The 11,511-nt window shown below is 61.7% G+C and carries 10 protein-coding genes; 3 read left to right on the forward strand and 7 right to left on the reverse strand.

From position 1 onward, the window contains the following. Positions 1–3 precede the first annotated feature (3 nt). A complete protein-coding gene (locus ACP15R_RS05785; protein WP_424985443.1) occupies positions 4–273 on the forward strand; it encodes an amphi-Trp domain-containing protein in 270 nt (89 codons plus the stop codon). Positions 274–295: 22 nt separating this feature from the next. Here the strand turns inward: ACP15R_RS05785 and ACP15R_RS05790 are convergent, their stop codons facing one another. From ACP15R_RS05790 to ACP15R_RS05800, 3 genes are read right to left on the reverse strand one after another with little or no spacing between them, the layout of a single operon-like run. Next, positions 296–694: a (deoxy)nucleoside triphosphate pyrophosphohydrolase gene (locus ACP15R_RS05790; protein WP_424985444.1), complete on the reverse strand. Its 399-nt coding sequence runs from the start codon at positions 692–694 to the stop codon at positions 296–298. Further along, positions 691–1,917, reverse strand: a complete 1,227-nt coding sequence (gene argJ / locus ACP15R_RS05795; RefSeq protein ID WP_424985445.1) for a bifunctional glutamate N-acetyltransferase/amino-acid acetyltransferase ArgJ — start codon at positions 1,915–1,917, stop codon at positions 691–693. Before argJ ends, ACP15R_RS05790 begins: the two co-directional genes overlap by 4 nt. A gap of 4 nt (positions 1,918–1,921) precedes the next feature. Continuing rightward, positions 1,922–2,773 carry a peptidylprolyl isomerase gene (locus tag ACP15R_RS05800; RefSeq protein ID WP_424985446.1) on the reverse strand — a complete coding sequence of 284 codons (852 nt, stop codon included), beginning with the start codon at positions 2,771–2,773 and terminating at the stop codon, positions 1,922–1,924. Between the two features lie 173 nt (positions 2,774–2,946). Here ACP15R_RS05800 and secA point away from each other — a divergent pair, with 173 nt between their 5' ends. Continuing rightward, positions 2,947–5,661: a preprotein translocase subunit SecA gene (secA, locus tag ACP15R_RS05805; RefSeq protein ID WP_424985447.1), complete on the forward strand. Its 2,715-nt coding sequence runs from the start codon at positions 2,947–2,949 to the stop codon at positions 5,659–5,661. A gap of 10 nt (positions 5,662–5,671) precedes the next feature. Here the strand turns inward: secA and radC are convergent, their stop codons facing one another. From radC to dnaK, 3 genes are all read right to left on the reverse strand, one after another. Further along, on the reverse strand, positions 5,672–6,460 hold the full coding sequence (gene radC / locus ACP15R_RS05810) for a RadC family protein (protein WP_424985448.1): 789 nt from the start codon (positions 6,458–6,460) through the stop codon (positions 5,672–5,674). Positions 6,461–6,555: 95 nt separating this feature from the next. Further along, complete coding sequence (gene dnaJ, locus ACP15R_RS05815; RefSeq protein WP_424985449.1) at positions 6,556–7,707, reverse strand: molecular chaperone DnaJ; 1,152 nt, start codon at positions 7,705–7,707, stop codon at positions 6,556–6,558. 76 nt (positions 7,708–7,783) lie between these two features. Next, positions 7,784–9,691 carry a molecular chaperone DnaK gene (gene dnaK, locus ACP15R_RS05820; RefSeq protein WP_424985450.1) on the reverse strand — a complete coding sequence of 636 codons (1,908 nt, stop codon included), beginning with the start codon at positions 9,689–9,691 and terminating at the stop codon, positions 7,784–7,786. Between the two features lie 218 nt (positions 9,692–9,909). Here dnaK and ACP15R_RS05825 point away from each other — a divergent pair, with 218 nt between their 5' ends. Then, complete coding sequence (locus tag ACP15R_RS05825) at positions 9,910–10,512, forward strand: alpha-ketoglutarate-dependent dioxygenase AlkB family protein (protein ID WP_424985451.1); 603 nt, start codon at positions 9,910–9,912, stop codon at positions 10,510–10,512. A gap of 88 nt (positions 10,513–10,600) precedes the next feature. Here the strand turns inward: ACP15R_RS05825 and ACP15R_RS05830 are convergent, their stop codons facing one another. Next, entirely contained in the window at positions 10,601–11,422 is an 822-nt protein-coding gene (locus tag ACP15R_RS05830) for an ABC transporter permease (protein ID WP_424985452.1), read from the reverse strand. Between the last annotated feature and the right edge of the window lie 89 nt (positions 11,423–11,511).

Genomic DNA, 11,511 nt, shown 5'->3' on the forward strand with positions numbered 1-11,511 from the left:
ATCATGGCCAATTCTGACGGAAAGTTCCTGCACGAGTCGTTGCAAGACCGCAAATCCGTGAAATCATTGCTCGAAGCCCTGACCAAAGCCATAGGCAAGGGCGAAATCACCCTGAGCGATGGCGATGATGATCTTGGCTTGCCGCTCGATGATTTGCTGACCCTGCGCATCAAGGCCAATCGCTCGGACGGGAATTGCGTGGTGAATATCAGGCTGTCCTGGTCCGAAGACAGCCAGGCCCCGCGAGACAGGGGCAAGCCCTCGATCCAATAGCCCTGCCGCGCCGCAACCCGCGCTATAGCCAGTCGCGCAGGATCGGGATCAGCGGGATGTCGGCGGGCGGCATGGGATAATCCCGCAACTTTTCCGGCCGCACCCACGCCAGCGCCTGCCCTTCCACCGATCGCGGGATGCCCTCCCATTTGCGACAGGCAAAGAGCGGCATGAGCAGGTGAAAATCGTCATAGCTGTGGCTGGCAAAGGTCAGCGGTGCAAGGCACGAAGCCCAAGTGTTGATCCCGATCTCTTCCTCAAGCTCGCGGATCAACGCGGCCTCCGGCGTTTCGCCCGGCTCGACCTTGCCGCCGGGAAATTCCCATAGCCCGGCCATCGACTTGCCTTCGGGGCGCTGGCCCAGCAGCACCCGCCCGTCAACATCGATCAGCGCAACGGCAGATACCAGAACGGTTTTCACGAGCGGTAATCCGCGTTGATGTCGATATAGCCATGCGTCAGATCACAGGTCCACACGGTCGCCGCCCCATCGCCAAGCCCCAGGTCAACCGCAATCAAGAGCGACTGGCCCTTCATATGCGCCGCGGCGTCCTCTTCGCGATAATCGGGGCTGACCCAGCCTTTTTCCGCTACAAGCGTGTCGCCAAACCGGATGCTCAGCAGGTCGCGATCGGCGGCGGCTCCGGATTTTCCGATCGCCATGACCACCCTGCCCCAGTTCGGATCTTCGCCCGCAATGGCCGTCTTGACCAGCGGCGAATTGGCGATGGCCATGCCGTGCACCTTGGCATCGGCATCCGACGCGGCACCGGTCACGCGGATTTCCACGAACTTGGTCGCCCCCTCGCCATCGCGCACAACCTGATGCGCAAGGTCCAGCATCACCCGGTGCAGTGCCGTTTCAAAACCGGCATCGTCGCCAGCCTCGACCCCCGACGCACCGGTGGCGCAAAGCATCAGGCTGTCGCTGGTCGAGGTATCGCTGTCCACCGTGATGCAGTTGAAGGTCAGATCGTTCAGCCCGGACAACAGGGCCTGCAAACGGTCCTGTCCGACCATCGCATCGGTAAAGATGTAAACCAGCATCGTCGCCATGTCCGGGGCGATCATCCCCGAGCCCTTGGCGATGCCGGCGATGCTGACCGCTTGCCCGTCGATCTCGACCTGCGCGCTGGCCCCCTTGGCAAAGGTATCCGTGGTCATGATCGCCTTCGCCGCATCCTCGATGCGGTTGGCATCCAGCCCGTCATTCAATTCGCTCAGCTTGTCGACGATCCGCGCATGCGGCAGCGGCTCCCCGATGACGCCGGTTGAGGCCGTGAACACACGTTCGGTCGCAACGCCGCTGATGCGGGCCACGGCATCGGCGATTTCCCGCACCGAGGTCTGGCCATAATGCCCTGTAAACGCGTTTGAATTTCCCGAATTTACCAGGATCGCCGCAGGTCCGTCCGAGGCACCGCCAAGCTTGGACTGGCAATCGAGAACCGGGGCCGAACGCGTCGCGGAGCGGGTAAACACCCCCGCCACCGAGGTTCCGGGATCAAGAAGCGCCAGCATCACATCGGTGCGGCCCTGGTATCGGACCCCCGCGGCGACGGTCGCAAACCGCACGCCGTCGATCACGGGCAATTCGGGAAAATGCGCGGGCGCCAACGGAGAGCGAGAGGTGATATTGGCCATGCGATCAGTTTCCGATCAGCCCGAGATCCTTGATCATCTCGGGTTTCAAACCGTCAACGACCGGGCGCTCGATCTTGGCCTTGCTTGTGAGGTCCTCGATCCGGTCCTCCAGCGCGTTCTGGCGCAGTTCGGCGAGCAGCTCGTCGGCCACGGCGTCAAGCTCGGGCGCTTCCTTGTCACGCTTGTCGTTCAGGATGATGACGTGCCAGCCAAACTGTGTCTGCACCGGCTCCGACACCTGCCCCACGTCAAGCGTGCTCACCGCCGCCTGGAATTCCGGCACCATCTGGCCATCGCTGAACCAGCCCAGCTCGCCGCCATTCGGGCCGGACGGACCGGTCGACTTGGCCTTGGCGGTCTCGGAAAAATCCGCGCCGCCGTCCAGCTCGGCCTTGATCGCATCGGCATCCTCCCTGGTTTCCACCAGGATATGCGACGCGTTGAATTCGGCATCGCCCTTGCCGTCGGCATATTTCGCATCATAAGCGGCGCGAATGTCGTCTTCGCCGCCCACATCGGCCATCGCGGCTTCGATCGCATCCGCTGCCAACAGCGACCGGCGCTCGTTCTCCAGCGACAGCGTCACCACCGGCGGCTCATCGCCAACGCGGGATTGGACAAGCGCGGTCTGCTGGATCAGCTGGTCGAGAATGGCATTGTAAAGCACATCCGCCGGAACCTGTTGATATTGCTCGGGCAACGTCGCGCCCGCCATGATCACATGCCCCAGCGTGATCGCTTCGCCATTGACACTGGCGACAACCGTTTCCGCATTCGGCCCCGAGTCGGCCACCGCCGCGGTCGAAATCGCGGCGCTCAGGGCCAGAACCGGCAGAAATGTGAGGTGTTTGGGCATGAAATCTTCCTATTCATGGGCCACGGCGGGGCGCGGCGTTGACACTGTTTCACCCGACCCTTACATCGCCTTGTGGCCTATGCAGCGCCGTCTTTCTGCCGTGTATCTATGGGTTGCAGGCATGACGGGCAAGACTGCACCAAAGAGTAAAAGTCAGATCGGCTGGAGTGATCATGCTGGGATTCGGAACAATCGCCAAAAAGGTGTTCGGCACACCGAACGACCGCAAAGTCAAGGCGACACGCCCCTTGATCGAACGCATCAACGCGCTGGAAGCGGAATTCGAGAACCTGTCCGATGACGGTCTTAGGGACAAGACCCAGGAGCTGTCCAAGCGCGCCCGGGACGGCGAGAGCCTGGACGATCTGCTGCCCGAAGCCTTTGCCAATTGCCGCGAGGCCGCCAAACGGGCCCTGGGCCTGCGCGCCTTTGACGTGCAGTTGATGGGCGGGGTGTTCCTGCACCAGGGCAATATCGCGGAAATGAAGACCGGCGAAGGCAAGACGCTGGTTGCCACCTTTCCCGCCTATCTGAACGCGCTGACCGGCAAGGGTGTGCATGTGGTCACCGTCAACGACTATCTTGCCAAGCGGGACGCGGAATGGATGGGCAAGGTGTTTACCGCGCTTGGCCTGACCTGTGGTGTCGTCTATCCCCAGCAGCCCGAGGCCGAGAAAAAGGCCGCCTATGCCGCCGATGTCACCTATGCCACCAATAACGAGCTGGGCTTTGACTACCTGCGCGACAACATGAAGTCCGACCTGGGTGAAGTGTTCCAGAAGCAGCACAATTTCGCCATCGTCGACGAGGTCGACAGCATCCTGATCGACGAGGCCCGCACCCCGCTGATCATCTCGGGACCGGCCGAGGACCGCTCGGAACTCTACGTGACCATCGATGCGGTGATCCCGTCGCTGACCGACGATCACTTTACCATCGACGAAAAGACCCGCAACGTGACCTTCACCGACGAAGGCAACGAATTTCTCGAACAGCAGCTGCACAGCCGCGGTCTGCTCGAACCGGAACAATCGCTCTATGACCCCGAGAGCACGACCATCGTGCACCACGTCAATCAGGGTCTGCGCGCGCACAAGCTGTTCCAGAAAGACAAGGATTACATCGTCCGCGACAACCAGGTGGTCCTGATCGACGAATTCACCGGTCGCATGATGGTTGGCCGCCGCCTTTCGGAGGGTCTGCACCAGGCCATCGAAGCCAAGGAAGGGGTCAAGATCCAGCCGGAAAACGTGACCCTGGCCAGCGTCACGTTCCAGAACTATTTCCGCCTCTATGACAATCTGTCCGGCATGACCGGGACCGCCGTCACCGAGGCCGAGGAATTCCAGGAAATCTATGGGCTCGGCGTGCTCGAAGTGCCCACCAACAAGCCGATCGCCCGCGTCGATGAAGACGATCAGGTCTATCGCACCGCCCGCGAAAAGCACGAAGCGATCATCAAGGAAATCGAAAAGGCCAATGCAAACGGCCAGCCGGTTCTGGTCGGGACCACGTCGATTGAAAAATCTGAGATGCTGGCGCAACTGCTGAGCAAGGCCGGGATCAAGCATAACGTTCTGAACGCGCGCCAGCACGAACAGGAAGCCCAGATCGTTGCCGATGCGGGGCGGCTGGGTGCGGTGACCATCGCCACCAACATGGCCGGTCGCGGGACCGACATTCAGCTCGGCGGCAATGTCGAATTGAAGGTGCTCGCCGCGCTGGAAGAGAACCCCGATGCCGATCCGGTCGAACTGCGCAGCGCCGAAGAGGCCCGCCATGCCGAGGAAAAACAGAAGGTGCTGGATGCGGGCGGCCTTTTTGTGATGGCTTCCGAGCGCCACGAAAGCCGCCGTATCGACAACCAGCTGCGCGGTCGCTCGGGTCGTCAGGGGGATCCGGGGCGCACGGTGTTCTATCTCAGCCTCGAAGACGACCTGATGCGGATCTTTGGGTCTGACCGGTTGGACAAGGTCCTCTCGACGCTGGGCATGAAGGAAGGCGAGGCGATTGTTCACCCCTGGGTCAACAAGTCGCTCGAACGGGCGCAGGCCAAGGTCGAAGGCCGCAACTTTGACATGCGCAAGAACGTGCTGAAGTTCGACGACGTGATGAACGACCAGCGCAAGGTGATCTTTGGCCAGCGCCGCGAAATCATGGCCGCCAAGGACCTGTCGGAAATCACCGCCGACATGAGATACCAGGTCATCGACGATCTGATCGACACCTATATGCCGCCAAAGTCCTATGCAGATCAGTGGGATACCGAACGGCTTTATGCGCAGGTCATCGAAAAGCTGGGCGTTGACGTACCGGTCATGGAATGGGCCGCCGAAGAAGGCGTGGATGACGATGTGATCCGCGAACGCCTGGTCAAGGCCACCGACGAGCTGATGGCGAAGAAGGCCGTCGATTTTGGCCCGGACTCGATGCGCAACATCGAGAAACAGATCCTGCTGCAAACCATCGACACCAAGTGGCGCGAGCACCTGCTGACGCTGGAGCACCTGCGCTCGGTTGTGGGGTTCCGGGGCTATGCGCAGCGCGATCCGCTCAACGAATACAAGACCGAGGCGTTCCAATTGTTCGAGGGCCTGCTCGACGGGCTACGTGAAACGGTGACGGAAAACCTCGCCAAGATCCGGCCGCTGACCGAAGAAGAGCAGCAGCAGATGATGGCACAGATCGCCGCGCAGCAGGCACAGCTGAACCGGGCCGCGCCGACGCCGGAGGAGCCGGTACAGGAGGACGCGGCGGTTGAACCGGGCGAACCGCTGCCCGGGTTTGACGAAAACGACCCGACGACCTGGGGCAATCCCGGCCGCAATTCGAAATGCCCCTGTGGCAGCGGCAAGAAGTTCAAGCATTGCCACGGCAGGGTGCTCTGACACCACGCGGTCAGAGATAGCCCTGCGCGCGGAAACTCAGCTCGCTGGATTTGCCGATGATCAGGTGGTCGTGCAATGTCAGGCCAAGCGCGTCACCCGCGGCCTGGATTTGCCGCGTCATGTCGATATCCGCCTGCGACGGTGACGGATCGCCCGACGGGTGGTTATGCACCAGGATGAGCGCCGACGCGTTCAGTTCCAGTGCGCGCTTGGCCACCTCGCGCGGATAGACCGGCACGTGATCCACCGTGCCGGTGGCCTGTTCTTCATCCGCGATCAAGACGTTCTTGCGATCAAGGAACAGCACGCGAAACTGCTCGGTCTCGCGATGGGCCATCGTGGTATGGCAATAGTCCAGAATGGCGTCCCAGCTTGAGATCACATGCCGTTGCAAAACCCGCGCGCGCGCCATCCTGTGCGCCGCGGCTTCGACGATCTTGAGATCGGTGATCACCGCCTCGCCCACGCCTCTGACCTCTGCCAGGCGTTCGGGTGGCGCGGACAGAACCCGGTTGAAATCCCCGAATTGCGCGAGCAGCGCATGCGCCAGCGGCTTCACGTCGCGGCGCGGGATCGAACGGAACAACACCAGTTCCAACAGCTCGTAATCGGGCATCGCCGCCGCCCCACCCTCAAGGAAACGGGCGCGCAGGCGCTTGCGATGGTCCGCGATATATGACGGCAACTTGCCCGCAGGCAGGGGCTGAACCGGGGCCTCGTCGCCCTCAAACAGCGATCGGGTTTCATGAAATGCGCGCCGCTGGGTCATGCCGCAAGCCTGGGCCTGCCAGGTGAACATTCCGTTAACCCCATCCGATGCAGCAGAACGAAAAAGGACGCCAACCGCGGGGCTGGCGTCCGATTGCACGTCATTGGCCGCGCAACAGGGGTTGCTCAGCCCTTCATGCCGTCCCAAAAGGATTTCACCGAGGAAAAGAACGAGTTGGACTCCGGGTTGTTGTCCTCGCCCAGCTCTTCAAACTCGCGCAGCAATTCCTTCTGACGGCTGGTCAGGTTCACCGGCGTTTCCACCGCCAGCTCGATGAACATGTCGCCAGTGCCGCCGCCGCGCAGCGCCGGCATGCCCTTGCCCCGCAGGCGCATCTGGCGGCCCGACTGGCTGCCCGAGGGGATCTGGACGCGGCCGCGACCGCCATCGATGGTGGGCACCTCGATCGCACCGCCAAGCGCCGCCTTGGCCATGCTGACCGGCACTCGGCAATAGAGATTGGTGCCGTCACGTTCGAACAATTCGTGCGCCTGAACCTCGACAAAGATATAGAGATCGCCCGGCGGTCCGCCGCGCATGCCCGCCTCGCCCTCGCCAGCCAGGCGAATGCGGGTGCCGGTCTCGACGCCTGCGGGGATGTTGACATTCAGCGCCCGGTCCTTTTCGACCCGCCCCTGGCCACCGCAAACCTTGCAGGGATTCTTGATGATCTGCCCAAGACCGGAACAGGTCGGACAGGTGCGCTCAACGGTAAAGAACCCTTGCTGTGCGCGCACCTTGCCCATGCCCGAGCAGGTCGGGCAAGTGGTGGGCTCGGCACCGCCTTCTGAGCCATTGCCGTCACAGGCCGAACAGGCCACCGCAGTGGGCACGTTGATGGTCTTCTGAATGCCGGCAAAGGCATCTTCCATGGTAACGCGCAGGTTATAGCGCAGGTCGGCACCGCGCGCGGCGCGACGACCGCCGCCGCCCCGCTGACCGCCCATGAAGTCGCCGAACAGGTCGTCGAACACGTCAGAGAAAGCAGAGGAGAAATCGCCGCCCCCAAAGCCCTGACCGGGATGGCCACCGCGTCCGCCACCCATGCCGCCCTCGAACGCGGCGTGACCGAACCGGTCATAGGCGGCTTTCTTGTCCGCGTCCTTGAGAACTTCGTAAGCCTCGTTGGCCTCTTTGAACTGGCTCTCGGCATCGGGATTGTCGGCATTCCGATCCGGGTGCAGTTCCTTGGCCTTCTTGCGATAGGCCTTTTTGATTTCGTCGGACGAAGCGCCCTTGGTCACGCCAAGCACGTCATAGAAGTCGCGTTTTGACATTCTGTTGTCCTCCTGTCTGAACGTCAGAGGGCCGGCGCCGCGTTCGGGCCGGCCCATCCAGTTTCAAACAAGCGCCTTATGCACGCTTGTTATCGTCCAGATCCTCGAACTCGGCATCGACGATGTCATCCTCGCCCGGACCCGCGTCGGCGGCTGCCGGCTCTTCTTCCGAGTCCTGGCTGGCCTTGTAGATGGCTTCGCCAAGTTTCATCGCCGCTTCGGTCACGTTCTGGATGCCGGATTTGATCTTTTCGGCATTCTCGCTTTCCAGCTCGTCCTTGAGCGCGGCAATCGCCAGTTCGATCGCTTCGATGGTGGTCGGGTCGACCTTGTCGGAATGCTCTTCCATCGACTTTTCGGTCGAGTGGATGAGGCTCTCGGCCTGGTTCTTGGCATCCACCAGCTCGCGGCGGGCCTTGTCTGCCTCGGCGTTTTCCTCGGCGTCCTTGACCATCTTTTCGATGTCGTCATCCGACAGGCCGCCCGAGGCCTGAATGGTGATCTTCTGTTCCTTGCCGGTGCCCTTGTCCATCGCGCCCACCGACACGATGCCGTTGGCATCAATGTCAAAGGTCACTTCGATCTGGGGCATGCCGCGCGGGGCCGGCGGAATGTTCTCAAGGTTGAACTGGCCAAGGATCTTGTTGTCGGCGGCCATTTCGCGTTCGCCCTGGAACACCCGGATGGTCACGGCATTCTGGTTGTCTTCGGCGGTCGAGAAGATCTGCGACTTCTTGGTCGGGATCGTGGTGTTGCGATCGATCAGGCGGGTGAACACGCCACCCAGCGTCTCGATACCCAGCGACAGCGGGGTCACGTCGAGCAGCACCACGTCCTTGACGTCACCCTGCAGAACGCCGGCCTGAATGGCGGCACCCATGGCAACCACTTCGTCCGGGTTCACACCCTTGTGCGGCTCTTTGCCAAAGAACTTGGTGACTTCTTCCACGACCTTGGGCATGCGGGTCATGCCGCCGACCAGAACGATCTCGTCCACGTCCGAGGCGGACAGCCCGGCATCCTTCAGTGCCGCCTGGCAGGGCTTGAGCGAAGCCTTGATCAGGTCGCCGACAAGGCTCTCCAGCTTGGCACGGGTCAGCTTCATCACCATGTGCAGCGGCTGGCCGCCCTTCGGGTCCATCGAGATGAACGGCTGGTTGATCTCGGTCTGCGAGCTGCTGGACAGTTCGATCTTGGCCTTTTCAGCGGCTTCCTTGAGACGCTGAAGGGCCATTTTGTCCTGGGTCAGGTCGACGCCGTTTTCCTTTTTGAATTCACCCGCCAGATAGTTGACGATGCGCATGTCAAAATCTTCACCACCCAGGAACGTGTCGCCATTGGTGGATTTCACCTCGAACAGACCGTCATCGATTTCCAGAATGGTCACGTCGAAGGTACCGCCGCCAAGGTCATAGACCGCGATGGTGTGGGTGTTTTCCTTGTCCAGACCATAGGCCAGCGCGGCCGCGGTCGGTTCGTTGATGATGCGCAGCACTTCGAGGCCGGCAATCTTGCCCGCGTCCTTGGTGGCCTGACGCTGGGCGTCGTTGAAATAGGCCGGAACCGTGATGACCGCCTGGCTGACCTCTTCGCCAAGGTAGGATTCCGCGGTTTCCTTCATCTTGCCCAGAATGAAGGCCGAGATCTGGCTCGGCGAATATTTTTCGCCCTTGGCCTCGACCCAAGCGTCACCATTGCCGCCGTCGATCACCGAGAAGGGCAGGTTTTTCTTGTCCTTGGCCAGGTCCGCATCGTCGTTGCGACGGCCAATCAGACGCTTGACGCCGAAAATGGTATTGTCGGGGTTGGTGACGGCCTGGCGTTTTGCCGGCTGGCCAACCAGGCGTTCGTCATCCGTGAAGGCGACGATCGAGGGGGTGGTCCGGGCGCCCTCGGCGTTTTCGATCACGCGGGGCTGGCTTCCGTCCATGAGGGCAACACAGCTGTTGGTGGTGCCCAGGTCGATTCCGATTACTTTGCTCATCTTGGTTTTGATCCCTAGCTGTTTCAAGGCGATGACCCGAGGCCTGAACCCGTTATGGCATCCCGACCCCGATTGTTTTGCGCGACAGCGGGTCCCGCCATGGCGCGTCCCGGCGTATATAGGGAGCAGAAATGCGGCCTGCAACCGTCGTTGCGCGCCTGTATTCACGAATCTTGGCAGAATTTTGAACCGGTTTGTCAAGGAAGGGAGAACGGGTGGTGAGCTGTCTTGAAATGCGCGGCTTTGAGATATGGAAAGGCATGTTGCGACAGGCCGAGCAGGAGGCGGTCGTGGCCGCGGTGCGCGAGGTGGTCAAAGCCGCGCCGTTGTTTCAACCGCAAACACCCTATGGGCGGCCGATGTCGGTGCGGATGACATCGGCGGGGCGTTTCGGATGGCACTCTGACCGAAGCGGCTATCGCTATGCGCCGCGCCATCCCAGCGGCGTGACATGGCCACCGGTTCCCGAAGAGATCCTGGCGATCTGGCGACAGGTCACCGGGCTCGAACGCCAGCCGGATTGCTGTTTGATCAACTGGTATGGCGAAGGGGCACGCATGGGGTTGCACCAGGATCGCGACGAGGCCGATTTTTCCTGGCCGGTGGTTTCCGTGTCGCTGGGAGATGACGGGCTGTTTCGCATCGGCAACCGGACGCGGGGCGGCTCGACCGAGTCGGTGTGGCTGACATCGGGGGATGTCGTGGTGATGGGCGGCGATGCGCGGCTGACCTATCACGGCATCGACCGCATCCGGTACCGCTCGTCCCGGTTGTTGCCGAAAGGGGGACGGCTGAACCTGACGTTGCGGGTTGTGACCTGAGCGGGTGCGGATCGGCGCGGGCGGATGATGAGGGGCGCAGCCCCTCAAACTCCCCGGAGTATTTGCCCAAAGATGAAAGGGCGGCCGGTCAGCGGCGGGCCGACCAGCTGATCGAGACGTGACGGCGGGTGTAGAATTCGCCCATGAGACCGATCACGATGAAGACAACGCCGAGCCACCAGGCATAATGCCAATTGCTGAAATGCGGATTGTAATTGATGAAGACGAAGCCGCGCGCCTGATCGATGGCGTGAAACAGCGGGTTCCAGTCGAACATGGCCAGCATGTAGCCCGGCAGCGTGTTGGCGAGAAACATCTTGCCCGAGGCGATCATGTTGGCGCGTTGGTAGATCGTGACCATGATGCCGACCGCCAACGGGAACCACGGCCTGAGCACCAGGAAGATGAGACCGACCCCGCATCCCGTGAACCAGGCGAGCAGCAGCATTCCGAAGGCGGCGGCGGGCTGATCGATTTCGATCGGGGTGAAGCCGATATGGTAGACGAGGAGGATGAGGAACATCGACAGTGTCTGGACATAGAGCGATGCCAGCGCCGCCGCCGATATGGAGACAATCGTGTTCATCGGGGCATGTTGCATCAGCGCCGAGTTCGGCCCCTCGGCCCCGGCCACCGCGCCCACCGCCTTGGTATGACAGATGAACAGGAAGATGCCGGACATGACATAGAGCAGGAAATCGCCGCGCACCGCCGAGCCGCGCAGGCCCAGGACCACGAACAGAAAATAGAAGACCAGCACGAAGACCACGATCTGCAACATGTTCAGCAGGATCGCCACCAACGCGTTGTTGTGGCGTTTGCGCACGTTCCTGGCCACCGCGTGATAGATCAGCGCGGCGATCTGCGCGGCGCCGGCCAGCCGGGATTTGCCTCTGGATTGAACGAACATTGACCTGTGATCCTGTGACGCCGGCAAACTTGCCACGGAAATCTTGCCGAACCGTTGCGCTGCGATCATAAGGGGCGCAGACGTGCTTA

It is taken from the genome of Microbulbifer sp. S227A (genome assembly GCF_049800935.1).

Excerpts from the sequence above, each read along its gene's own strand:
- ACP15R_RS05785 (WP_424985443.1), top strand. The coding sequence starts at position 4 with ATGGCCAATTCTGACGGAAAGTTCCTGCACGAGTCGTTGCAAGACCGC.
- secA (WP_424985447.1), top strand. The coding sequence starts at position 2,947 with ATGCTGGGATTCGGAACAATCGCCAAAAAGGTGTTCGGCACACCGAAC.
- ACP15R_RS05800 (WP_424985446.1), bottom strand. The coding sequence starts at position 2,773 with ATGCCCAAACACCTCACATTTCTGCCGGTTCTGGCCCTGAGCGCCGCG.
- dnaK (WP_424985450.1), bottom strand. The coding sequence starts at position 9,691 with ATGAGCAAAGTAATCGGAATCGACCTGGGCACCACCAACAGCTGTGTT.
- argJ (WP_424985445.1), bottom strand. The coding sequence starts at position 1,917 with ATGGCCAATATCACCTCTCGCTCTCCGTTGGCGCCCGCGCATTTTCCC.
- ACP15R_RS05830 (WP_424985452.1), bottom strand. The coding sequence starts at position 11,422 with ATGTTCGTTCAATCCAGAGGCAAATCCCGGCTGGCCGGCGCCGCGCAG.
- dnaJ (WP_424985449.1), bottom strand. The coding sequence starts at position 7,707 with ATGTCAAAACGCGACTTCTATGACGTGCTTGGCGTGACCAAGGGCGCT.
- radC (WP_424985448.1), bottom strand. The coding sequence starts at position 6,460 with ATGTTCACCTGGCAGGCCCAGGCTTGCGGCATGACCCAGCGGCGCGCA.